General features: G+C 36.4%; 20 protein-coding genes. 5 read left to right on the top strand and 15 right to left on the bottom strand.

What is annotated here, in order from left to right; translation table 11 throughout:
• Position 1: 1 nt before the first annotated feature.
• Genes cas7c through BCR24_RS04580 form a run of 4 tightly spaced genes read right to left on the bottom strand, consistent with a single transcriptional unit; the run spans position 2 to position 5,997 of the window.
• Positions 2 to 865 carry a type I-C CRISPR-associated protein Cas7/Csd2 gene (gene cas7c, locus BCR24_RS04595; protein WP_069639390.1) on the bottom strand — a complete coding sequence of 288 codons (864 nt, stop codon included), beginning with the start codon at positions 863 to 865 and terminating at the stop codon, positions 2 to 4.
• A 3-nt stretch (positions 866 to 868) separates the two neighbouring features.
• Positions 869 to 2,791 carry a type I-C CRISPR-associated protein Cas8c/Csd1 gene (cas8c, locus tag BCR24_RS04590; protein WP_069639389.1) on the bottom strand — a complete coding sequence of 641 codons (1,923 nt, stop codon included), beginning with the start codon at positions 2,789 to 2,791 and terminating at the stop codon, positions 869 to 871.
• The gene (gene cas5c, locus BCR24_RS04585) at positions 2,791 to 3,522 is read right to left on the bottom strand and encodes a type I-C CRISPR-associated protein Cas5c (RefSeq protein ID WP_069639388.1); all 732 of its coding nucleotides are present in this window, start codon (positions 3,520 to 3,522) and stop codon (positions 2,791 to 2,793) included. The genes cas8c and cas5c overlap by 1 nt, the downstream gene beginning before the upstream one ends.
• Positions 3,523 to 3,567: 45 nt before the next feature.
• Positions 3,568 to 5,997, bottom strand: a complete 2,430-nt coding sequence (locus BCR24_RS04580) for a CRISPR-associated helicase/endonuclease Cas3 (protein ID WP_069639387.1) — start codon at positions 5,995 to 5,997, stop codon at positions 3,568 to 3,570.
• 242 nt (positions 5,998 to 6,239) lie between these two features.
• Between BCR24_RS04580 and mazE the strand changes: the two genes are divergently transcribed.
• Together mazE and BCR24_RS04570 are read left to right on the top strand one after the other, a co-directional pair.
• Complete coding sequence (gene mazE, locus BCR24_RS04575) at positions 6,240 to 6,470, top strand: type II toxin-antitoxin system PemI/MazE family antitoxin (protein WP_069639386.1); 231 nt, start codon at positions 6,240 to 6,242, stop codon at positions 6,468 to 6,470.
• Entirely contained in the window at positions 6,470 to 6,811 is a 342-nt protein-coding gene (locus BCR24_RS04570; protein ID WP_069639385.1) for a type II toxin-antitoxin system PemK/MazF family toxin, read from the top strand. Before mazE ends, BCR24_RS04570 begins: the two co-directional genes overlap by 1 nt.
• Before the next feature lie 313 nt (positions 6,812 to 7,124).
• On the opposite strand, the gene BCR24_RS16650 is transcribed toward BCR24_RS04570, so the two are convergent.
• A complete protein-coding gene (locus BCR24_RS16650; protein ID WP_141707030.1) occupies positions 7,125 to 7,223 on the bottom strand; it encodes a type I toxin-antitoxin system Fst family toxin in 99 nt (32 codons plus the stop codon).
• 979 nt (positions 7,224 to 8,202) lie between these two features.
• Between BCR24_RS16650 and BCR24_RS04565 the strand changes: the two genes are divergently transcribed.
• Entirely contained in the window at positions 8,203 to 8,475 is a 273-nt protein-coding gene (locus BCR24_RS04565) for a hypothetical protein (RefSeq protein WP_069639384.1), read from the top strand.
• 509 nt (positions 8,476 to 8,984) lie between these two features.
• Here the strand turns inward: BCR24_RS04565 and BCR24_RS04560 are convergent.
• The 4 genes from BCR24_RS04560 to BCR24_RS04545 all read right to left on the bottom strand — a co-directional run bounded on the left by BCR24_RS04560 (position 8,985) and on the right by BCR24_RS04545 (position 12,210).
• The gene (locus BCR24_RS04560; protein WP_010761591.1) at positions 8,985 to 9,395 is read right to left on the bottom strand and encodes a DUF3224 domain-containing protein; all 411 of its coding nucleotides are present in this window, start codon (positions 9,393 to 9,395) and stop codon (positions 8,985 to 8,987) included.
• Complete coding sequence (locus BCR24_RS04555; protein ID WP_069639383.1) at positions 9,388 to 10,008, bottom strand: type 1 glutamine amidotransferase family protein; 621 nt, start codon at positions 10,006 to 10,008, stop codon at positions 9,388 to 9,390. The genes BCR24_RS04560 and BCR24_RS04555 overlap by 8 nt, the downstream gene beginning before the upstream one ends.
• Positions 10,009 to 10,444: 436 nt before the next feature.
• A complete protein-coding gene (locus BCR24_RS04550) occupies positions 10,445 to 11,383 on the bottom strand; it encodes a helix-turn-helix transcriptional regulator (RefSeq protein ID WP_069639382.1) in 939 nt (312 codons plus the stop codon).
• 170 nt (positions 11,384 to 11,553) lie between these two features.
• The gene (locus BCR24_RS04545) at positions 11,554 to 12,210 is read right to left on the bottom strand and encodes a Crp/Fnr family transcriptional regulator (RefSeq protein WP_069639381.1); all 657 of its coding nucleotides are present in this window, start codon (positions 12,208 to 12,210) and stop codon (positions 11,554 to 11,556) included.
• Between the two features lie 252 nt (positions 12,211 to 12,462).
• Between BCR24_RS04545 and BCR24_RS04540 the strand changes: the two genes are divergently transcribed.
• Both BCR24_RS04540 and BCR24_RS04535 read left to right on the top strand, forming a co-directional pair.
• Complete coding sequence (locus BCR24_RS04540; protein ID WP_069639380.1) at positions 12,463 to 13,671, top strand: MFS transporter; 1,209 nt, start codon at positions 12,463 to 12,465, stop codon at positions 13,669 to 13,671.
• Between the two features lies 1 nt (position 13,672).
• The gene (locus BCR24_RS04535) at positions 13,673 to 13,855 is read left to right on the top strand and encodes a hypothetical protein (RefSeq protein ID WP_069639379.1); all 183 of its coding nucleotides are present in this window, start codon (positions 13,673 to 13,675) and stop codon (positions 13,853 to 13,855) included.
• Positions 13,856 to 13,979: 124 nt separating this feature from the next.
• Here BCR24_RS04535 and BCR24_RS04530 read toward each other — a convergent pair whose 3' ends face one another.
• From BCR24_RS04530 to BCR24_RS04505, 6 genes are all read right to left on the bottom strand, one after another.
• Positions 13,980 to 14,801 carry a MetQ/NlpA family ABC transporter substrate-binding protein gene (locus BCR24_RS04530; protein ID WP_069639378.1) on the bottom strand — a complete coding sequence of 274 codons (822 nt, stop codon included), beginning with the start codon at positions 14,799 to 14,801 and terminating at the stop codon, positions 13,980 to 13,982.
• 18 nt (positions 14,802 to 14,819) lie between these two features.
• A complete protein-coding gene (locus BCR24_RS04525) occupies positions 14,820 to 15,494 on the bottom strand; it encodes a methionine ABC transporter permease (RefSeq protein WP_069639377.1) in 675 nt (224 codons plus the stop codon).
• Entirely contained in the window at positions 15,491 to 16,222 is a 732-nt protein-coding gene (locus tag BCR24_RS04520) for a methionine ABC transporter ATP-binding protein (RefSeq protein ID WP_069639376.1), read from the bottom strand. Before BCR24_RS04520 ends, BCR24_RS04525 begins: the two co-directional genes overlap by 4 nt.
• A gap of 15 nt (positions 16,223 to 16,237) precedes the next feature.
• On the bottom strand, positions 16,238 to 17,251 hold the full coding sequence (gene lplA / locus BCR24_RS04515; protein ID WP_083244314.1) for a lipoate--protein ligase: 1,014 nt from the start codon (positions 17,249 to 17,251) through the stop codon (positions 16,238 to 16,240).
• Between the two features lie 325 nt (positions 17,252 to 17,576).
• Entirely contained in the window at positions 17,577 to 18,272 is a 696-nt protein-coding gene (locus tag BCR24_RS04510; protein ID WP_069639375.1) for a thioesterase II family protein, read from the bottom strand.
• Positions 18,273 to 18,298: 26 nt separating this feature from the next.
• The gene (locus BCR24_RS04505; protein WP_069639374.1) at positions 18,299 to 23,938 is read right to left on the bottom strand and encodes a non-ribosomal peptide synthetase; all 5,640 of its coding nucleotides are present in this window, start codon (positions 23,936 to 23,938) and stop codon (positions 18,299 to 18,301) included.

Below are 23,938 nucleotides of genomic sequence, written 5' to 3'. Positions count from 1 at the left end.
ATTATAGCCCTTCGATGACAGTTAGCTCGATTCCTTCTAGTGGCTCCACGGTTACTTTGTAATCGTCAAATGATTTTGCGCGGTCGACTTCAGGAATTTTTTCGATTTTTACAGAACGATGGACTTTCGCAGATGACGCTTTACCCATTTTGCTTGGGTGCTCCCACCAGTAAACCTTTTCGACAGCCATACTGCCATCTGGACGAGCGGACGATGCGTCGTTTTCGAAAAGAGTGGTCAGAGCTTCTTTGATTTTTTCAGCATCCGCTTCGGTAAAACCTGTTTTTTCGGCTAGTTGAACATTGATACTGCCGTTGAAGACATATACTCCGAAGTCTACAAAGTGTTTGGTCCCCATGGTGTCAGAGCTTTTACCGCCACCTTCACTGACTGAATTGACACTTTTCGTGATTTGCATTGTATTAATGTCGATTGGTTCAAGGCTGACTGCAGTTTGTATCGAAACTGGACCACGAACACCTACAGAAAGTTCCAATCCTTTAAATGCAAATACCTGTCCAAAACTACGCGTATCAATCCACGTTTCACAAGCTACTTCACTAAATCGGTTCACATCTGCTTTCTTTTTATCAGCAGCAATTTTATTTAATTCTTCGACAGAATCTACACGGTCTTTTAAGCTCTTCAATCCATCATCTGCTCGATCATCAGATTGCACAAAAATTTTCTCTCCCATATCTTGTAGACGATTGCGGATTTTACGTTTGATCGCTACATCCGAAATCTCGCCATAGCCTTCAAAATTTTGGCGTGGTCGGTTTCCGTTTAGTGGATCACCATTTGGATTAGCATTTGTCACTGATGTGATTACTTTAAAGTCGATTTTGTGTGTTAAAACTGTCATGATTTATTCCTCCGTTTTCTCTTCTGTTTTTTTCTTCAAATCTGCTCGTTGGCTGTAATAACCTAATAAATATTTCCCGTCTAAAGCCTTATCTGTATAATGTTCAAACTCAAAAGACTCACCAATTTCGTCTAATAATTTTTGATAATAACTTCCTTTTCCTCTTAATCTCGCTTGATACGGAATTAAATTTTCTTGAATGATCCTCCACGTTTTTAACGGATGATTGCTAAAAGCATTCATATAGCGAATCGCATTTGTACTTCTATTGATACCAGCCTTATATAAGGCACGTTCTTCCAAAACATCAGCAACTGCCAACATTCTTCCAAACAAATAACTTCTATCTTTCTGATTTTTATCTAAAGCCACATTTTTTTCCTCCTTTTTAAAATTGAAATGCTTTTTCATTACTGCACAAGCAATACTCAATGTTTTCTCCCATTCCCATTTCTCCATACTCACGGGATTTGACGCTCTTTGCAGAAGATTTCGTACTAGATTTATTGGAATCCTTTTTCCATCTACAACACAAGGAAATAGTTCATGAATTGTATTTTTTATCAGCGTATCACTCGCTCGTGAACCGTAGGCTGCTTCGGCGATATCCCTCAAAGATGGCGCTCCCCAAAAAGTATAACGCTGCTTATTTTTACTGCCGTAAGTATGTCGCCAGAAACAAGTTTGATGCCAGTCTTCAATTCGAGCAAAGTATTGTTCCTTTTCAATCGAACGATAGTACAGAATCCCCATTCTGCCTGGAGTAGCTGCATCTAGAATCATGATGTAAATTGGTTCATGATACGCAAGCTTCACGCTATAACCATTCAAGGCTTTTTTAAATAACTCAGAAAATTGTTGATGGGTTGTGTCCGGGTTTAGTAAAACTTCCGCTTCTTCATCCTTTGCAAAAATAGCATCAAAATCAAGAAAATCAGCACTGGATTCTTCTGGATTAGGAACCTCTGTTTCTTTTTTCCCCCAGGTTAAAAAGACTCGTCCGTCTAAACTAAACGCTTGTTTGCCAATCAGCCATTTTAAGGCGTTATGGCCTTTTTGTGAGACTTCGTAACTGATTGAAGCCACTTGATTTTTATCTGTAAAACGACCTTTATAGGTGAAATTCACCGAATCATTACCAGAAATTATTTTCGCCATGTCACCACCATAACGTACCTTTGAAGGGTGATTTTCTGTCAGAGGTAACATTTCGCCCGTCACATAATCTAGCCCCTCGTTCGTCAGTTCGTTTGTATAATAAGCGACAAAGGAGTCAATGATTTCTGAATCTCCCCAGAGTGGTCGTTTTCCTGTTCCTTGTTCTTGAACAGCAAATCGAACGAAAGAGGTTGTTTGTTCTCCAACTACCACACTAAATAAAGCTGGTTTCTCACCAAATTCTGCTTCTAATTCCTTTGACCATTTGGGAATGAGTTGATGATTTTTTTCAACCATTACCTTTGCTTGTACTAGATCTTCAATTAGTTTGCCTTTTTCTAAATAGCTTAAAACACTTTTAACGACTGGCTGAGCATACTCTGATTCACACCATGCTTGCAAATTTTCTAAATACATCTGATAAGAATTTTTTCCAGCTTTATTCTTTTTGTAAACACCACCATAGTGCTCAAAATCACCAGCAACATAAACTAAATTGTCATGGATCAAGTGTGGTGCAGATGTTGAACCAGCCCTTCCAGCAGATTCGATCGTTACAGGTATCATTGTTTGAGCGTCTTCTTTTGGAACGACGCTTGCTGAATAAAATTCACCTTCTGGCGTTATCGTTACTTCGATTTGAGCATTTTGATACGCATGTGCAATGGGTAAAAGTACAATTTCTTTTCCAGACGAAGTTCGTTGGACTTTTCCTACTTGGTCGGCATTTTCTCTGTACGTTTCATATAAATCATTCAACCAACTCATCATTCGACCTCCTGTTCCAAGGATTCAAATAACTGATCGACGGGTTCTATTTTTGAAAGTTCAAATGGCTTAGCTTGCATCGTTCTAAGCGGTCGAACTAAGGTACAGGCTTCTGGGCGTGGAAACTGAATAATCCCTTTTTCCATGATCGGGTGCCACAAACGAACAGCTAGTTCGTCTTTCCCTGTTTCATCTGGATAGGATAACCCATGCACCATTGTGCCAAAGTGTAGCTCACCTTCATAATCATCATAGACCCCTTTTGCCACACCAAAATCAACAGGTTCTACATATCCCTGACATTCTCGCGTACCTAGAAAAATATCCCTTCTTCCACCTGCTTTGATTGAACGTTTTAAAATTTGATAATGTTTATCCTCATTCCAATCGCCTTTTAAATCAGGACGATGTTGATTAAACTCAAAATGGACTTTGACTTCATAAATAGGCTTTTTCAAATACGTATAATATGCTAAATCACTCGCATTACTATCGTTGTATTTCATCGGTCGCATACCTTTAGATTCCATTTGAATGGATTTCATTATGCGAACTTCATCAACGTAATAAACAATGGATGGTTTCCAGTAGATGCTTTCTGTGATTCCTTTTAATGCTTGATAGGTAGGAATTTGATAGGTCATTTTTTCACCACCCATTTTTGTCAAAGGATCAGTAAAAAGGGCATACTCACCTTCAACTCTAAAAGAAATTTGATTTTTATATTTCATTGATGCTTCCTCCTTATTTGAATGAGACCATGCAGCTAGATAATACTAAAATTCTAAATAACCGCTCGCAGCCTCTGCTTCTAAATCGATACCAAATTTCAAATCGTATGCATTACTTGTAAGGGCTAAAATATCTCCATTCAGCAGCGGATAAATACTGCCCGCTTTTTGAAGTTCCATCAGTTCGTGCTGAAACACATTGACCATATATTGTTGCGCTTTTTTTAAAGTAGGAGCATACTCTTCTGGCCTCAGCTCTCCGTTTAAATCAGCAATCAGATCATTGCCTTTTTCATACGGAACAAGTACTGATGTTGTTGGACTATCAATGACCTGAAAGTATTTCCCTACTGTTTTAGGACTACTTCTAAAAGCCAATAGAGGAGCAGAGCCATGTGTTCGTTTGTAGTGCTCTAGAGCATTAGCGCCTTCACCTAATAGACTAAATAGATTGAGGGATGTCTTTTTTACTGGATAATTTAGTTCATTCTTAAAACAAGAGTAATATTGATCAAAGTATCGTTTTTGAACTGTATGAGAGAGTAGTTCCTCTTGAACAACTTCACTTTTTTCTTTCAGAATCTCTAGTGTAATTTCTTGACCTTGTTTAATTTCTGGTAAATGAGTCAGATTTTCATGGTCTGCTGAAAGATTGATTAGGTAAACTGGTTGTGGATTGGTTTCACCATGTCGATTACAACGTCCTGCCGCTTGAGCAATTGAATCTAAACCTGCTACTGAACGAATAACGGATTGGAAACTGATATCCACACCAGCTTCAATTAATTGGGTTGTGATACAGATGAGTTTTGTATCGCCATCTTTTAGCTTTTCACGTAATTCATTCAATAAATTTTTTCGATGCTTGGCACACATTGAGGTGCTCAAATGATACAATTCAATATTCTCTAATTGCGTATTCCCCAAATATTGATAGAGACTTCGAACAGCTTTTTTTGTATTTAAAATAATCAACACGTTTTCTTTTTCAGCTAAAATTTCTTGGCTAAACTCTGCTAGCTCTTCAAGCGTCCATGGTTCATCCGTTGTCCGATCAACAACCTCTACTCGTTTAAACTTTGATTCTACTTCTGATAAGTTAGAGACCATTTCGCCATCGGATTCTTTGGCTAATGCTCTACCGACATTTTCCAAAGATGGCTGAGTTGCTGTACATAAAACACTTGTCGTTGTGCCATAATTTTTTAAGAAGTTCAAGCTTTCATTGAATAAATGAGTGCAGTTTGTTGGAACACCTTGTGCTTCATCAAAAATAATCACTGCATTTGTTAAATTATGAAAACGACGTGGATTTCGGGTTCCTCGACTGTATATCGTATTTAGAAACTGCACCATTGTGGTAAAGATTACTGGACTTTCCCAGTTATCTTTCATTAATGCTTGTTTCTGCTCTAACGCTTCTTTTTCTGCTTCTGACTCCTCTGTTTGTCTTTCTTTCGTTTCTTCCTGATCCGTAAAAACGTTAGAATGATGTTCTAATATATTTATCTCGTCTTTTAAAATTTCTCGAACGGTTGCAGCATTTTGCTCTATAATGGTTGTGAAGGGCACGACATAAATAATGCGTTCTTTTCCATATTTGATAGCGTGATTCAACGCAAAACGTAAACTAGCTAACGTCTTTCCGCCTCCCGTTGGAATCGAAAGGGTGTAAATCCCTGTTTTTCTTTCAGAGAACGCTTTGCACTGTTCCGACATTTGACTACGAAGTTGATTGATTGGCGTGTCAGCAGTAAATGTTGAAATATATTCTTCTAAGCTTTGGCTATAGGATTGAAGTAATATGTCATTTTCATGTTGTTTAAATGTTTTATTTTCTTCAAATAACATCGTATTCGTTCGGTCCGCATCCAGAAGGCAACTATAAATGAATTTCAAAAGGAAAAAGGTATCATTTTGTTTGACTCGGCTCTTTCCCTCAGCTTGATAAAACCCTTTCAATTCTTTTGTTGCTTCCAACAGTAATTTCTGAAACTGTTCTTCTGACATTACTTCTTGGAAAAAACGACCTTTGATTAGTTCATACTCAACAACCTCAATTTCATCTACTCGTCTGAGATAATCTGAAGTCGCTTCCCCTTCTGGGGTAAAAAAGTCTTGCAGACCTCGGCTACTATGATGGGAAATAATTGCATTGCCTACCAATTCAGCAAGTATATATGAAAATGGATCACGACTATTTCTGTGGCAATAATCAAAAAGAAGCTTACCGCCAGCTGTTGAATGATCAACACTGCCACGTGTCACACTTTTTGGATCAGCAACAGCTTTTTTTAAATACTCTTGGAATTCATTTGAATACTTCCCTAGATCATGAAGTAAACCAGCTAAATAGCTAGTTTTTCTCAGTCCTATTTTTCCGCCCCAATCAGCGCTTAGTTCGGCGCATTCTGCTAGATGATCCTTTAAAAGCTGATCTTCTCCATCCGACTTTCTCACATGGGCTATATACATACTTATTCTCCTTAATTAGTTTCTAAATGTCTTAAATACATTATATCATTTATAAAAAAAAGAACTATCTAAAATTTTAAATAGTTGGATTAATTTCTAAAAAAACAAATTCGTATTTATTTTTGTTAATATAAATTTATAAAAATAAATACTGTACAATAAAAAATAACATTACATATCACTCGGAATTCTTTACAACACTTAATATATCGTAGTAGAATATGAATCAAGAGGTGATATTCATGTTGTTTACAAAATCAAGATTACAAGGTAGTTCTGTTGTAGTAACATTACCAGCTAGCAATGGAGAAAAACCTGAATCTAATAAAGAATATGTTGTTGTCTATTCAGAAGATGGCACAATTACTTTAATACCAAAAATTGATGACCCATTTTCTGGTGGAACTGAAGGAGAGTTTTATGAAACAGACGAATGGTCTGAACTAACACCTGAAGGGAGAGAATTATTTTAATGCCTAAAAATAAGCCTTATATCCCTAAAAAAGGTGATATCATTTGGATTAACTTTGACCCTTCAACTGGCAAAGAAATTCAAAAACGCAGACCTGGTCTTGTTGTTTCTCGCTATGACTTTAACAGGAAAACAAAATTTGCTGTGGTATGCCCAATTACTACAACTAAAAAAGAGATGCCTACTAGGTATACTCTTCCTGAAGAAATTGAAATACAAGGACAGGTAATTATCTCTCAACTAAAATCATTGGATTTTGTTTCAAGAAAAATTGAGTTTGCTGATCGATTACCCGTTAAAGATATATCTAAGATAGATCAAGTAATTGAATATATTTTTTAAATGGGGAAGCCTTATATAATTTAGTATTCACGATTATGTCACAGTATTTTATGTGTGGATTTAAATGTATTTATGTTTGTTTTCTAAAATTTGTAAAAGTGTTTAGTAGAGATGACGTCATCTCTACTATTTTAATTTTTAATAATTCTTTAGACGTACTTTTACAGATAAATTTCCTAGTATTAAAGCAAGAAAAACTTGACTATCCAATTTTTTTCATGTATCTTATACGTATAAAAGAAGAATGGTCATACACCAAAAACCCCATCACTCTCCGAAAGTGATGGGGTTTATTTTGGCTTCTAGTCGCTTTCTAGCCTTTTCGATTATCAAGCCAATGTTTGAATATCCCTAAGACCACTCCGACAATAATCGGACCAATGATCGTTGTAAATAACAGAAGAATGGTCATGCACCTCCTTTCTGCGATACGTATCGCCATCGCAAAAGTGAAAGCGACCATTTTCAGCTTATCAAACTTTTTATACTTCGCTAATTTTTCCTTATAAATAATTCTGATTTTGTCAAACTTGTCCTATTTTTTGGACTGATTTGATCATTTACTCTAATTTACACTCAGCAGAAATAGTCAGCCAACTCAAAAACAATTTGTTATTTTTCCTTATATATAAGGAACCTAATTTCCCTGTTATTTAATCCCTTCCCACAAAAAAATTCGTTGTGAACAAGCCACTCTTTCTGTATAATAAAACGCATAGGATAGAAATAACTAACATTAAAAATAAATAAATTGGCTCTTCGTGGTCTGGCGCCAACCAAACCAGAAGCCTTGTTTAAACAGCAGTATCTGTAAAACAACTTTGCCAATAGCGTAAGGATGGATCTATTTTTGTTGTACACTTCTATAGTGACGACACATTTTATAGTTTCTTTATCTTGCCTATTTGTAGACGATTACAGGTCACCTGTGGATCGTCTTTTTTTATTTCTATCCTAGAAAATTTGAGACGAAGAAGAACTTTCAGGGGAACAACGTTCATTTTATTCACGTTGTACTTTTCATCATCCGCTATGTCTTATAGCCAGTCGCAGTCCTTCAATTCTTAAAGCTTTAGCTCTTAGAAATTGATGCGATCGAAGCGACAGCGTAGTGATTCAAAGCAAAAAAGGCACTCCATTGTTCGGCGCCAACCGTTCAATGAAGCCCTGAATAGAAAGCAGTACCTCTCTATCCAAGTTGCCCATTTACCAGTACCGAAGCACTAGCTTCTTTATTGTACCTAATTCTTGTAAGAATTTCTAGACACTTTTTGAATTTTTCTCTGGTTACACAAAGAAGTTCCCTACATACTGGCCTAATTCAACGATAGAGACGGACAGCTTTCATTTTTTCTTTTGTTCTACATCCCAATAAGAAAAGGAGAACTATCATGAATAATTCCGTCATCTGCATTAAAACGGTCCCGTATCAAGAGATTCTATATCTTCGAGATTCACTGGAACGTTTAGAATCTTGGAAAGAACCCTTGGAAGTTTTGGAAAAGTATTTTACCAATCCAACGACACCAATCAACAAAAAACAGGTCGTAAAACAGTATTACGCTAGTGCCAAATTGTTTGAGACGTTTAATAAAGAATTTGAATTATTGATAGCAGAGTCGCAAAAACAATTGGCTATTATTACACAAAATCAAAATAGTTGATTAAAAAATGAAAGGAATGATCTTTTGCGTATTTAGATAGTGTCAGGAACAAAAATATGATTGGACTATTTTAAGTCACATTAAAAATGGGAGGGATTATGTTGGATTTACTAAAAGCAACAAAACAAGGAGAGAGAATTGTTATTATCTTTCCAAAAAAAATTAGCTATAAAAGAAAATCAAGAATTCTACTACTACAAAAATAAAGAAGGGATTATTTCATTTATTCCAAAATAGAACGTCTTTCTCACGAAACAATTCATTAAAAATTTTAATAGGCGCTTGTTTTCAAGTAGTTTTCGTATAAAAGCGAAAGACCTAGAAATGAATACTATTTTCTAAGCCTTTCGCTACTATTACTGACAAACAGTTTTCCTATGCAAAATCACTGTGATAAAAATTGTTATTATCTTGTCCTATCACGATAAACAACCTGTCCACTTATCATTTTACTGATTATCGTAATATATTTACATACATTTTGGATTGTTCCGCTACTAATAAACACCTTACTTCTCAATCCCATAATCAATCTCAATAACCAAGTTGTCTCCATCTAAAAAATACTTGCCCGTACCTTGAATTCCTGAAAGTTCTTCCGTTCCAGTGTTCTCTTTTATCACTAATTCATTGTGCGGAAGTCCCTTTTCAAAAGTCCCTCGTTCTTCTAAGACAAACGTGCCTTTGCGGCCTTTTAGCACCCCTTCAAAGAACAGATACCCTAAATAGGTCGCTTCTGATAGATGAGGGTTTTCTTGATTGTACTGCGAGTAATGCAATAAATAATCGGCTTTGAAACTACCTGTGATTTCTTGTAAGGCTTTATACCAAGCAGAAGCTTTCGCCACTGGTTGTTCTGTTGGGATATCTGCCAATAATTCTTCCTCCCATGAAACAAGCTCAAAGGTACTTTTAGCCAACACGATCCTCACCTGCATTTCTTAATTCTTGTTTGATTGCTTCATAGTAGCCTAACTTATAAAAGTTATACCATTGTTCCACTTCTTTTTCAGGCATTACTTGAAGTGCCAACAAAATTTCTCTTGCAAACTCTAAATGCCCAGTCCCATTGGCTGTAATCAGGTTGTTTGCTCTTATTGCTTGAACTTCTAAATAGTGATTCCCACCAGTATAACGCGCGCCAGCGTAATCTTGTAAGTCTTGTAATTGGTTACTTGTATGCTTGTGATCATTTAGTAACCCTAGACTTCCCAGATAGACAGTCGCATCACAAATCGCTGCAATCACAGCACCTTGTTGTTCCGCTTTGGCTACTAAAGCATCGACTTCTTTGGCTTTATCCGTTCGCCAAGACGTTCCACCAATTAAAATCAACGCAACAAACTCTTTTTGACACGCTTCGGTAAGCGTATAATCTGGTAATATCGAAAAACCGCCCATTGAATGAATCGCTTGTTTTTCATTTGAAACAGTTTTAACCGTGAACCCCTCTTGCTGATTCAGGGCTGCTGCAATCGATGCTGCTTCCCAATCTGCATAATCTTCTAATAATACAAAAAACACTTCTGTCATGATTTATTCCTCCTTATATACAGGTAACAACGTTCCGCTATGCTACACCTTGTACTTTTCAACATCAGTTCGTTTTTTTCACTGTGTTTCAAAGCAAAAGCGAAGCGGGCTCGTTCAGCTCTGACAGGAAAATAGGAAAATCTAACTGAGGTGCTTTTTGCCTCATTTAGATTTTATCTTTTTCCCGAAGACCTTCAATCCTTAGAGCTTTAGCTCTTAGGAATTGTTGAGATCGAAGCACAGCGTAGTGCTAAGCCCGCATAGCTAGATAACATTAAAAGCGAATCGGGCACGTTCAGCTCCGACTGGAAAATAGGAAAAATCGATTGTGGTGCTTTTTACCACAAACTATTTTTATCTTTTCCCCAAGGAGCTAGCCCGCGTAGCTAGATACCTGTTGGAATTCATCATACAACAGAAGTGTGACAACTAATTGTCAGCTTTTGTAAAGAAAATACATTTCTTCGATTTTCGCTTTGACTGCATCAACTATGCTCGGCGGTTCAATAACTCGTACCTTATCCTGTAAACGTAAAATAAAATCGACCGATTTTTTATGATTTATCAGTGGAAATACAATCGTTCCAGTAGTTAAATCTTTTTCATGTTCCTGAAAAAAATCTGCCCCTAGTTTATCAATCAAATATAATTTATCTTTTTGCTCATAAGTTAAGACGATTTGCTGAACATCTGGCGATACCATCGCTTCTAAATAATCAATTTCAGACTCTCTGGTTAGCTCCACAGGGTCTAGTGGTCTAGGTTCAAATCGTTCATCTAACAGCGTATATGTTTGAATCCTTGTCAGTTTAAATAAGCGAAATGCCTTTCTTTTTAAACAAAAACCATACAGATACCAATGCGAAGTTTTAAAAATAAGCTTGTATGGTTCTATTTCCCGTTCAGAGTAGCCTTTCTTAGAATGGTATTGAATCACAATGATTTGCTGCGTTGCTATCGCTTGTCGTAAATCATCCACTTTATTTTTCCCTTCGTTTGGTTTATACCAGGAAGATAAATCGATCAGCAAATCACTTTGCGGCTGTTGTACCTTCGTATTCGGGGCAATTTTTGCCAACAAAGGACTAATTTCAGCGGATGTTGAAATACTTTGAATCGCTGAAAGTCCTGTCATAATCGTCGAAATATCCTCAGTTGAGAAAACATGTTTACTTACTTTGTAACCATCGACGATACCGTAACCGCCATGAATCCCTGAATAAGAAATAATCGGAATCCCCGCTAAATTCAGGGTTTCGATATCACGATAAATGGTTCGTTTAGATACTTCCAGCCGTTCTGCCAACCCTTTGGCGGTCATTCGGTCATTTTCCGTCAATAAATTTACCAAGCTGAGCAAGCGATCTATTTTCATAATTTCTCCTTTTCACTGTATCTATACAGATAAAAAAGGAATCCATTTGCTAAATGCTCATCGATTCCTTCTTTCTTGATTTTTCTATTATCATTATACTTCGTAACGGATTATCACACAATTTAATCCAGTAAGCAAACAGTCCAAAATCAGAATTTATCTACGTGGCTCTACAAAATAATATTATCCTTCAAAATCTCCAGATCCGTAATCACAATCTTCCGTTCCTGAATCTTGATTGCGCCTAAGTCCTTCAACTGCTGCATCATTCGATTGACGCTACTAGCAGAAGTGATCCCACAAAAATGAGCAATTTCCTCGTTCGTCACAACAAAATCAATCAATAATCCGTCATCTATTTGCACACCAAACGTATCATATAACTCATAAATCTGAGTGCAAACCGCGCCAAATTTCCCATTCATCAACATCTGCTGCATCTTTTTCATTGAATACATCAAACGCACACGATAATAATCTTTCACATACATCTGCAGTTCTTTGCTTTGATTGATATCCTTCCAAAACTGAACACGATCGATCTGATACAACTCTGCCTGCTCTGACTCGATTCGAATATTAAACGGCGCATCGATAAACTGAGAATATTCATCCCTTAAAAGCGAGACGATTTCCAAGCTATTGATATATCTAAGATTGAATTCTCGTCCATCTGGCGAAATGACGCTGGTTTTGATAATGCCGCTTTTTAAAATATAAGCATAACGGTCTTGTAACCCTTCATAAGTAAGGTACGTTCTCTTTTTCTTCACTACGACTGGAAACGAATGATCGTCTAAGTATTCTTGTAACACATGGCTATCCATCTAGTAACTCCTCACGGTTTATATGAAAATTTTCTGTAAAAGCTATTCTTATTTAAGATGATAACACATCGAAAAGCAACAACAAATGTATATGACTTTTGTTGTTCTTTTTTGTTAATGACTTTTTTTAGAAACAAATCCGCATTTTTTTTACTCATTTTTTTCGTATAGTATCCATACAACTAGCTTTCAGAAAAGAATTGTAATTTGCAATTTGAGCTTATCCTAACAAGAAAGAAGGAACGTGCAACAATGACGGAACATTCAGAAGAAAAATTATTCAATAAAGGGTTTATCAGCATTACGTTGATCAATTTTGTGGTCTATCTCGTTTATTACTTATTGATGGTAATCATCGCAGTGATTGCGCAAGATACGCTTCATGCTACTCTAGGTCAAGCTGGTCTTGCCTCAGGGATTTACATTATCGGTACTTTATTTGCTCGACTATTTATGGGAAAAATGTTGGAACTGATCGGGAGAAAAGCAGTTTTACGATACGGTGCTTTGTTTTATCTGATTACAACGATTGCTTATCTCTACATTCCAAGTATTGGGATTCTTTACCTTGTTCGTTTATTGAACGGTTTTGCTTATGGGACTGTGTCAACGGCAACCAATGCGATTGTCACTGCTTATATTCCTAAATCAAAACATGGGGAAGGAATCAATTATTATGGATTAAGCACGAGTTTAGCTGCTGCGATCGGTCCATTTATTGGAATGGTCCTTCTGAACACAATGAGTTTTTATTTTATTATTCTATTTTCGATTATATTGATTCTATTTACTACCATTGCTTGTTTTATCTTCCCAGTAAAAAATATTCAATTAAGTCCCGAACACAAAGCAAGCTTGGCTCGCTTTAGTGTGGATAGTTTCATTGAAAAGAAAGTTTTATTTATCTCCTTTATCGCTTTTTTGATGGGTCTTTCTTATTCTAGTGTGTTATCGTTTCTTTCTTCTTACGCTAAAGCAATCGACCTTGTTAGTGCTAGTTCATTTTTCTTCGTGGTCTATGCGTTAGTGATTACTGCGACACGACCTTTATCTGGTCGAATCTTTGATGCCCATGGCGAAAATGCTGTGATGTATCCTAGTTTTATTTTTCTAACGACAGGTTTACTTTTATTGAGCATGACCACAACTAGTTGGATGTTACTAGTTTCAGGAGGTTTGATCGGTTTGGGCTACGGAACATTTATGTCTAATGGGCAAGCGATTTGTCTAAAGGTCAGCCCAAATAGTCATCGAATCGGTATTGCCTTATCTACCTATTTTATCGGTTTAGACCTTGGTCTTGGGGTCGGGCCTTATCTTTTAGGTGAGCTACGTAGCATTACATCATTTTCAGGATTGTATTTGACTGCAAGTATTATTCCTGTCGTTTGTATCGTTCTTTATGCTTTATTCTATCGCTCTAAAACACCTGCCAAAGAAATACTTACAAAGGAGAATTAACATGAGTACAGATGAACGAATGTTAGAAGTGTTACAAAAAACCTTAGTCAAAATCGAAGAATTGAATACTCGTATCGGACATATTGAAAGTGATCTTACATCAATCGATCATTATCAAGCAACCCTTAGTCAGTATGCACAAGAGATTAAATTAGTAACTGAAAATAATAATATTATAGGGTAAAACCTATAACTCTAGATGTACGACAGGTTTGGATTTGCTATATTAGTAATAAATTGTCACTAAAAAAAGATCCGAATGCGCAGTTTAGTTGCTGTTCATTCAGATCTTTTTTTCAGTTATTTTTCTAAAATGCTGGTGTTAATGTTTCACTATATTTTGTTTCTAGTAATTCTCGAACTTCATCGCTTGTCATCGCTTTTTTCAAGGCGTTGATTTTATCAGAGTCTTTATTATCTTCTCGGGCAACTAAACTGATAGCAAAGCGGTCATCAACCTTCTTCTCTAATAGAATCGCATCTTTTGGTGTCAAACCGATTTTAGCAATATAAGTTGGATAATTATAAATCATCGCAATGTCTTTCTCATTATAGGCTTCTGCCAGATTTAATAAATCAACGGATACCCATTCAAAATTTTGTGGATTATCCACAATATCTTTGATGGTACCATTAAACCCCACACCTTCTTTTAATGTGATCAATCCAGCATCGTCTAAGATTGCTAATGCCCGGCCTTCATTAGAAATATCACTTGGTAATGCAATTTTTGCCCCGTCAGGTAAGTCTTTGACATCTTGGTAGTCTTTAGAATAAAAGCCCACTTTGGCATTATATATTTTTTGAACGACAACTAAGTTGCCTTCTTTTTCTTCGTTGAATTTTTGCATGAAGGGCTCATGTTGAGCAAAGTTCGCATCGATTTCTTTGGCATTCAATAGTTCATTGTATTGAATATTATCATTCACTTGGACTAGTTCTACTTTGTATCCGTCTTCAATATTTTTGCCTGCTAATTCAACAACTTCAACCGTAGACGGAATATGAGAAGCCACTTTGATCACTTTGTCGGCCTGTTTTCCTGTATCTGACGTTTTTTTCTGTCCATTGCATCCTGCTATCACTAATCCTGCTACTACCAAAAGACTAATCAATACTTTCTTTTTCATGTTTTTTTCTCCTAACGCTTATTTTTTATTTATTTTTTTTGCGAACCAGCTACCGCTGATTTGAATCAAACTGACAAAAATGATCATTAGAACGATCGCGGTGTACATAACAGCATACTCATAGCGCTGATAGCCATAACGCAACGCAAAATCCCCAATGCCACCACCACCGATCACACCCATAACAGTTGAATAGGAAACCATACTAATAACCACCGATGTCAGGGCTAAAACTAAACCAGATCGTGCTTCCACATATAAAAATCTGAAAATCAATTGAAGCTTTGTGCTCCCTAAAGATTGAGCAAGTTCTAAAATATCATTTGGAATTTCTAATAACATTTGTTCCACGAGTCTTGCATATAATGCAATAGCTACAAAGCTTAATGGCAATGCAGCAGCATAAGTTCCAAAAGCTGTTCCTAATACTAAACGTGTAAAAGGAATCAACGCAACGACAAACAACAAAAACGGAAAGGAACGAACAATGTTGATATACCCATTTAATACAATCCCGATCCACTTATTGGTTTTAGTCGGTATTTTCTTTGTCAGATAAACAAAGGTTCCAAGCGGTAAACCAAGGACAATTGCCGCGATAATAGAAATTAGAATCATTATTCCGCTTTCTAATAACGCTTTGCTCAACTCAGGTAGATAATAGTTAATTTTCTCTATATATTCTGTCATCATCCTAAACTCTCCCGAACTCTTTCATAATAAGAACCGAATTGCTGTTGTTGATTGTCCTTGGAAATAGTCATTGTTTCTACGACTTTGCCTTTTTCTAAAATCGCTGTTCGGTCACACAATTGCTTGATCAAACTCAACTCATGACTGACTATCACCATTGTCGTGCCGAACGTTTGATTGATTTTCCGTAATAATTCCATAATGTCATATGCATTTTGCCCATCCAAAGCTGAAGTTGGTTCATCACACAGTAAAATTTTAGGCTGTGTAATCAACGCACGAGCAATGCCAACTCGTTGTTTTTCACCGCCACTAAGCTGGCTGGGGTAATGCTCGGCTTTATCCGATAAGCGGACAAACTTAAGAACTTCTTGAACTTGCTGTTGTTCATAGGTCTTATTTAACCGTAATGGTAGTCCCACATTTTCACTTACCGTTTGATTATGAAGTAGATTAAATTGTTGGAAAATCATCCCGATTTGTTTACGGCTTCGGCGCTTTTCTGCTTCACTCAACTGCAGTAAATCCGTCCCTGCTACTTTTACGACACCTTGGCTGGGCTGTTCCAATGTATTGATCATTCGCAGTAAGGTGGACTTACCAGAACCACTTTCACCAATCACGCCAAACAATTCATGCTCCTGAATCTGAAGGTCAACCTTATCCAGCGCAGTGATGATCGTTCCATGATGCGTATAGCTTTTTGTGACTTGTTCAAAAGTAATCATTTCATTTCCTCCAACTTAATCGACCAGCAACTGAATAAATTCAGTTTTCGAAACATTGTTAAAATATTGACCTATTGTAATATCCGCCAGTGCTTGCTCGATTGCCTCTTGCTCATAATTACAGCCCACCAATAAGTCTGACAGTTCCTTTGTATCTTTTTGACTAAAATAATCGCCATAGATGGTAATTGCTATAATTCGGCCTTTCTCTACTGAAATATTCGCTTCTATTAGTCCGCCTTTGAATTTCTCTTCTCGTTTGATCGTATAATTTGGTTCCTCTCCAAATATCCAAGCATCGTTCCCATAAATATCGGCTACTAATTGATCAATAGCTTGCTCATCTTCTAGAGTCAAATGGTATTCCTGTGTTTGGATAGACTCCATAGTTTCAGCATTAAATAAGTGTAGCAACAAATAATCTCGAAACGCTTCTGTAGAAATCCCTTGATATTCTTTAGCTAAATAAGGTTTGAGATTAGTTACTCGGCTTCTGACAGATTTCGTGCCTTTTGATGCTAATTTTTTTTCAGAAACAGTCAACACCCGACTAACCTCATCTAAATCAACATTCAACATCAACGTTCCATGTGAATACATTTTTTTATTTTTCGTATACATCGCATTGCCAGAAAATTTTTTCCCATCAATCAATAGATCATTGCGGCCGCTGATCTGCGCACCAGTTGCGCCTAGCTTGTGTAAGGCGTCAATGATCGGCTGTGTAAACAACTTGAAATCACCAAAAGACTCATGGTCTGCATTCACTACAAAACTAAAACTCAAATTACCTAGATCATCGTAAACCGCTCCGCCGCCAGATAATCTTCTCGTAACAGTAATCTGATGCTCATTTGCATAACTTAGATCGACTTCTGCCCGCACATTCTGATTACGCCCAACAATTACACATGGTTTTTGAATGTAAAATAAAATAAGCGGTTCATCAAACGTTCGCTGATTCAGCAAATACTGTTCCGTTGCTAAATTTCTGCGGATGTCATGGGAAGTCATAATAACATAATACATTTTGCGCTCCTTTTCTGATTGCCAAGATCTACAAACTAATTAAAGTGCTTTCAAAGTAAAAATTGGAAAGATTCTGATAATTGAACTATCAGGATCAGTCTATCATTCCTAATTATAATATTACACCTATTTGCTCAAAAAAACTCTATATTATAAGGAAAAACGATATTTTATATAACAGAAATTTGAACTTGAAACAGTTTTTAGTACACAGAAAATTGATTATTCTCTTTTTTGACAAAAAAAGAGAATGGAGCATAACTCTACGAGCTACACCCCAATCCCTTAGAAGCTGAACAAATACTTTTTACGTGTTCTTCTATTTCTACTTGATTTCATCTAATTTTCGTTTAATTGCAAAAAGAATCTCCTGAACATTATTTCGGATAAAAAAATGGTCTCCTTGAAAAAATAACTGTTGACAATTTTCACCTATCAGTTCGATCCACTGATCTAATTCACTACTAGCTTCTTGTGTACCATTCAAAATAAGAACAGAACAACCTATCTCTTGCTTGGTCCAGTTAAACTTAAATTGATTCAATAAAACCAGGTCTTCTCTCAGATAGTCCGTTACTAATTCTAAAAGTTCCACCTCTTGAAAAACTTCTTTTGGAATTCCACCTAATTGAAAGAAAAACTGATTAAACTTCTTGACTGGCGCACTTAAGATTGATTCATAACTCTTTGACCGAAATATTTCTGTTCCTGAAAATATCAGACATTTAGGCTGTTTGATTGCCCTAGCGATGAGTTTTTTATAAATATCTGCAACCACTCTAGCCCCCATACTATGCCCAAATAATATATATTCTCTGGTAAAATCCACACAATCTAACACTTGTTTAAGTGTTTTGTCGATCAATGCCCGCCACGTCAATGGCCTATCTGCAAAACTTCTGCGTCCACGCCCATCATATTCAATTTGAATAATTTCAAATTGTTCATCATTCAATTCTAGCCATTCTTTATAAGGATTTACGATACTACCTGCATAAGGAAACATAACTAACTGAATCATTGGCTTTCTCCTATCTTCGTAGGACATCATAATGCTAGCTCCAATTGATCACACATTGCTTGGAGCACTGTTCCTAATTGATTTTCTTGCTTCGTATTTTCTGGATAAATCAGTACTAATTGATCAGAATATTTGTTGATAACGATTTCGAAACCATTGACCTGATCTAGAGCGTCTACTTGTTTTCTAGCAATCGCTAACGTTTCGGGGGTGAATTCAAAAATCGTTTGATTGTTGATCGAATAGATCGATTTGTCGGTATAATGGCGATCAAGCTTACTTAATTCATCAATCAAACTGATTTGAGTGTCTAACTTAATTTGTTGTAATTGATTCAACTGCTGTTCTACGTCATTAAAATTGCCACTTGTCGGTTTCTTCAGCACTACTGGCCATAAGTCAATGTATGGACCAATCGTTTGTGCAAAAGTTGCTGGCATATATGTCCTATTCTCCTGTACCACATAAACAGGAATTGATTGAATATCACTGATTCCATGGTTTTTTCGAATAATCGCTTGTGCTAGATACATAATCAACGACCATTGATTTTTAGCATAATATTCTTTTGTTTTATCTCCTAAAATTAGTGTAGATAAACGAATAGAAAAGATATCTCCCATTTTTTGCTGATTTTGACTGCTTTCTTTTAGTTGCTTAAATAGCATCAAATGATCTTGTAGCCCCTCCAACTTTGTTCCCTCATTGATTTGAGGTGTGTGGGGGGTAAATTCAGGTATAGCTGTTTGGTTTTCTGGATGAGTCAAAAGGCCCTCTTTTAACTGATTATAGAAAACTGTGTCACTATATTTATCCCAAATACTATGCGAAATCAGTACATGTAAAATCGTGGTTCTTTCATTGACTTTTGTTAATAACATTTGATAGAGCGCATTTGACGTCTCTTTTTTGAACCTTACAACCATTTTTTCTTTGATTTCTTGCAGGAAAGAACGACTTTCTTCTTCATTTCTCAAACTTAAATCAAGAAAAGGGATAGTAAAGCTCTCGGAAAATTGATGTTCATATAAAAGATATTCTTTTCCTTGTTTTTCATAACTGGTTCGTAGAAAAGGTTGCTTTTGGATCACCTGTTTTAAAGAGGCACTTATTACTTTTTGATCCGTTGTTGGTAATTCAAATGTGGCATACACCATTGTTTCTTGTAACGTGTCTAAAAACATTGTCTGCATCGCGTTTGGTTTAAATGTTTGTTTTATTGGATGATTGTCCCAGCTGATTGGAGCAAATAAATTGTCTTCGTCTACAGCTTTTTTGTCCTCAAAATTTAAAAAGTGAACAATCTGATCGATTTCTTTCAAAAATTGTTCATTTATACTTTGGATAAAACTTTCTGAGAAAAGGCGATTGTCATAAACGATATTACTATTTAGATTCTTATCTACAATGACTAAATTTACAGCGATCGGTGTTCCAAAATGATTATTCGAACTAACTTCATTCCCTTGGGGAGCGGGGCTCATCGTAAACAGTTGCTCTCCTTGTTGTGTTTCATTAAATTCTCCTGAATAATTGAAGGTAACCATCGGTTCGATCTTCGCAATTTCAGGTAAGACAGATTTAGCTAACCCATAGCCAATACCACTTTTAGGAATGGCTTTCAACGCACGATTTACTTCTAAAATATCAGCTTCTATACTTCCATTTCCTAATGAAAATGCAACTGGATAAGTGACTGTAAACCAACCGACCGTTCGATCGATTTCGATTGCGTCTGTCAACTGCTCTCTTCCATGGCCTTCCATCAATAACGAAACTGCTGGATTTCCAGTGACACTTGCGAGTGCTCTTGTTAATGCGGCAATCAAAATTTCATTGACATAAAAATGGTTATAACTATTTTTTTGTGTTAATAATTCAGCTGTTTTTGTAGTTCCCAGCTGTGTTGATAAAATGGTTAGTTGATTCATTGATTCGCTATTTTTTTGCAGCGGTAACTGGCTTTTTTCAACAATTGCGGCTGTTTCTTGCCAGAAAGGGAGTTCTTGCGTTAGTGACTCACTTTTACTGTAATCAAAAAGTTCTTGGCTCCATTTTTGATAAGACATTGTTTTCAATGGTAGTTTGATTTTCTGATCAAGTAGTACATTTTTATATGCTGTCTCAAGATCTTCTATGATGATCTTCCAAGAAATAGTATCTACAACAAGATGATGAGCAATTAATAACAAGAAACTCTGATCGTTAAATTGATAAATAACTGCTTTAAATACCTTGCCATCCGACAATGAAAGATCTGCTTGTGCTGCATTGCTCATTTTTTGCATTACTTGATAACTATCACTTGTTGTATCAAACCAATCGATTAACTGGCTCTCTTGCTCAATAATTATGTGTTCTACAGAAAACGACGCTACTGTATCTACCGGACAAATGGTCTGCTTCTCGTCATAAATAGCCCTGAGCATATCATGATGCCTCATTACTGCTTGTAATGCCGTTTCTACTTTCTTTTTATCTAGCTGCTCAGTTGAACATTCAAGCATGATTGATTGGTTAAAGTGATTGGGCTCAGCTAATTGTTCATCCATGAATTTCTTTTGGATCGGTGTCAAAAGAACTTCGCCTGTCACTGCACTTTGATCGAATGCTACTTTTTGATTTTGTTTAAGATTGTTGCTTAACTCCTTGATTGTGCGTTGACGTAAAATATCATTGATCGTTACAGCATAACCTTGCTCTTTTAATTTCGATACGATCCGAATCGCCTTGATCGAGTCACCACCGAGATCGTAGAAATCTTCATTTATCCCGATCAACTCAAGATTTAAGATTTCTTTAAAAATCATCAAGATATCTGATTGTAACTGCGTTTCAGGTACTTCCTTTTCCTCTAACACCAGGTTAGTGATCTGATTGGGCAATTGATTAACTGCTAGTTTCCCATTTTTAGTGGTTGGTAACGCATCTAATAGGACAATAGCTTTGGGAATCATATATTCTGGAAGTTGTGTTCGTAAATAAGCTTTTATTTGTTTTTCCGATATGTCACTTGTCGTACTAATATAAGCAAGTAATTGTTTTTCTGAAGTATTTTCCACTTCAATCATTTTTACTGCGGCTTCTTTAATTTCAGCAATAGCTAATAAGTGTGCTTCGATTTCTTTTAACTCTATTCTAAAGCCTCGAATTTTTACTTGTTGGTCGATTCTACCTAGAAATTCAATTTGCCCGGCTTGATTCCAACGGACCAAATCACCGGTCTTATACAGTTTTTCAGCAGAGTTGAAGGGATTTTCTACGAATTTTTCATTAGTCAATTCTTCTTTACCCAAATACCCTTTGGCTAAACCTTCACCACCTAGATATAATTCCCCAGGCATACCGATTCCACAAAGGGCATCATCAGAAAATATCAGTCCCTTAGTATAGTTGATTGGCTTGCCGATCGGGATCATTTGGGCAAAAGTGTTCTCGATTTCATAGGTCAAGGCAAACGTTGTACATTCGGTTGGACCATAACCATTGATCAAATGCGTCTTTTGATTGGCTTGCTTAAATTTGGAAACATGATATGTCGACAGCTTTTCGCCACCGATCAGTAAATAATCCAGTGCTGAAAAAGCATGCTCATTTATCGAAATTAACTGGTTAAACAAGGAAGCCGTCAACCACATGACCTCGATTTCCCACATTTCGATCATGTTTTTTAGTTTGTCTGGGTCAACTAAATTTTCAATTTCGGATAAATACAGCGTACCGCCGTTTAACAACGCACCCCAAATTTCAAAGGTACTGGCATCAAAAGTCAACGAGCCTGTTTGAAGTATATTTGGTTGATTCAATTGAACATAATTAGGGTCTTTGACCAAACGAATAATACTTTTATGCTCGATCATCGTTCCTTTAGGCTCTCCAGTTGTCCCCGAGGTATAAATTACGTAGGCTAATACGTCTTTTGTCAGCGAGATTGGTTGGAAGTCTGGCATCGGTTGCGTCGGCTTTAAATCTCTCGCTGTTAGCTGGCTTATAGCAAGAGTATCGTCTGGTTCATCCACAGTAAAATCGATCAATAGACTCGCCTGGCTTTTTTCTATGATTTCTAAGTTTCTTTTTTTGGGACTTTTGGGGTCTAATGGAAGATACGCACAACCAGCCTTTAAAATTCCTAGATACGCAATGATCGTTTGAATTTCTCTAGCAGCAACGATCGCAACAATCGTTGATTCTGCTTGTTTAGCTTGAATTAGTGCAGCGATTTTCGTTGCCTGCTCGTTTAATTCAGCGTACGTGAGTGTTCGCTCGAAACTTGCCAAAGCAAGATGCGTTGGCGTTTTTTTCACCTGCTGATTAAAAGAGTTAATCACTGTCGCCTCTTTTGGTAATTCGTAATCTGGTTGATTAAATTCAGTCACAATTTGCTTGATTTCCTCTTGCTCTAAACAAGTCACTTTGCTAATTAGTTTGGTTGTATCTGCTAAAATAGCGCTCATCAAGGTCACAAAATGGCGCTGCATTCGTTCAACAGTTGATTTTTTCAATAAGTTCACATCGTATTCCCAAACAAGCTCTACTTGATTGTCAGCAATCCCTAAATTAAACGTCAAATCAAATTTTGCTACGTGAGAATCTCTATCTACTTCCGTTAATTTACTATCACCCAAAGCGACATCTAACTGACCATTACTTTGGTAATTGAATAATATATTAAAAATCGGATTTTTATTTTCGCATACTGGTGCTTTTAACGCTTCAACAATCTCATCTAATGGATAGTCTTGGTGATCAAAAATCCCAATTATTTTACGTTTTACTCGCTCTAAATAGGTAATAAAATCTTCGTTTCCATGAATAGTATCGTTGATTGGCACAGTATTTACAAACATACCTAATAAGTTTTGAATATCAGGATGATTTCGTCCAGAGACCGTTGTACCAATTACAACCTCTTCACTGCCAGAATATTTTGATAGGAAAATCATAAAACATGCAATAAAAATCATATAGTTGGTGGTACTCGTTTTTTCAGCTAATTGAGACAACAGCTTGACCTGCTCTGGTGCTAAACTTGTACTGACGGTATCCCCCAAATATTCTCTTTCTTTTGGACGAGGATAATCATAGAATAATTCAAACTCTGGTAATCCATTTGAAAATTCATCAAGCCAAAATTGTTTGCTCGTCTGCTGCTCTTTTTTTCTATGCCAAGCACTATAGTCCTTATACTGCAACTTCATCGGTGGTAATAATTCATCATTGTATAAACGACTCAATTCTTCTAAGAACAGTCCCATCGATCCGCCATCCATAATAATATGATGTGCATCAAATAGTAAATACTGTTCCCCTGTTACAAGTGTGCAGTAGCACACTCGTAACAAAGGTAAAGTATCGATTTTAAACGGTCGAACAAATTCATCAAGTACTACAGACAATGGTTTGGAGGAATCTACGATTTTCTCAATTGTCACTTGATGTTCTTCTTCTACGATTTGACCAAATTTTCCATCAATCATTTCAAAATACGTCCTTAATACTTGATGACGTTCAATCAATTCATTTAAAGATTTTGTCAATTTCGTTAAGTCAACTGGCTGAGATACTTGAAAAGCAATCGGGATATTGTATGTGATACTCTCTCCTTGTACTTGCTCAATCGTATAAATTCTTTTTTGAGCAGAGCTCATTAAATATTTTTTACTCAC

Origin of the sequence: Enterococcus ureilyticus (genome assembly GCF_001730315.1) — a bacterium.
Lineage (GTDB): Bacteria > Bacillota > Bacilli > Lactobacillales > Enterococcaceae > Enterococcus_L > Enterococcus_L ureilyticus.
This window is presented reverse-complemented; position numbering and strand designations above follow the sequence as displayed.

Bases quoted from the DNA above. Each gene is read 5' to 3' on its own strand.
- cas7c (WP_069639390.1), bottom strand. From the start codon at position 865: ATGACAGTTTTAACACACAAAATCGACTTTAAAGTAATCACATCAGTG.
- BCR24_RS04555 (WP_069639383.1), bottom strand. From the start codon at position 10,008: ATGACAGAAGTGTTTTTTGTATTATTAGAAGATTATGCAGATTGGGAA.
- cas5c (WP_069639388.1), bottom strand. From the start codon at position 3,522: ATGAAATATAAAAATCAAATTTCTTTTAGAGTTGAAGGTGAGTATGCC.
- BCR24_RS04570 (WP_069639385.1), top strand. From the start codon at position 6,470: ATGCCTAAAAATAAGCCTTATATCCCTAAAAAAGGTGATATCATTTGG.
- BCR24_RS04565 (WP_069639384.1), top strand. From the start codon at position 8,203: ATGAATAATTCCGTCATCTGCATTAAAACGGTCCCGTATCAAGAGATT.
- lplA (WP_083244314.1), bottom strand. From the start codon at position 17,251: ATGTATTATGTTATTATGACTTCCCATGACATCCGCAGAAATTTAGCA.
- BCR24_RS04530 (WP_069639378.1), bottom strand. From the start codon at position 14,801: ATGAAAAAGAAAGTATTGATTAGTCTTTTGGTAGTAGCAGGATTAGTG.
- BCR24_RS04510 (WP_069639375.1), bottom strand. From the start codon at position 18,272: ATGATTCAGTTAGTTATGTTTCCTTATGCAGGTAGTATCGTAAATCCT.
- BCR24_RS04550 (WP_069639382.1), bottom strand. From the start codon at position 11,383: ATGAAAATAGATCGCTTGCTCAGCTTGGTAAATTTATTGACGGAAAAT.
- BCR24_RS04580 (WP_069639387.1), bottom strand. From the start codon at position 5,997: ATGTATATAGCCCATGTGAGAAAGTCGGATGGAGAAGATCAGCTTTTA.
- BCR24_RS16650 (WP_141707030.1), bottom strand. From the start codon at position 7,223: ATGACCATTCTTCTGTTATTTACAACGATCATTGGTCCGATTATTGTC.
- BCR24_RS04525 (WP_069639377.1), bottom strand. From the start codon at position 15,494: ATGATGACAGAATATATAGAGAAAATTAACTATTATCTACCTGAGTTG.
- BCR24_RS04535 (WP_069639379.1), top strand. From the start codon at position 13,673: ATGAGTACAGATGAACGAATGTTAGAAGTGTTACAAAAAACCTTAGTC.
- mazE (WP_069639386.1), top strand. From the start codon at position 6,240: ATGTTGTTTACAAAATCAAGATTACAAGGTAGTTCTGTTGTAGTAACA.
- cas8c (WP_069639389.1), bottom strand. From the start codon at position 2,791: ATGAGTTGGTTGAATGATTTATATGAAACGTACAGAGAAAATGCCGAC.
- BCR24_RS04540 (WP_069639380.1), top strand. From the start codon at position 12,463: ATGACGGAACATTCAGAAGAAAAATTATTCAATAAAGGGTTTATCAGC.
- BCR24_RS04545 (WP_069639381.1), bottom strand. From the start codon at position 12,210: ATGGATAGCCATGTGTTACAAGAATACTTAGACGATCATTCGTTTCCA.
- BCR24_RS04520 (WP_069639376.1), bottom strand. From the start codon at position 16,222: ATGATTACTTTTGAACAAGTCACAAAAAGCTATACGCATCATGGAACG.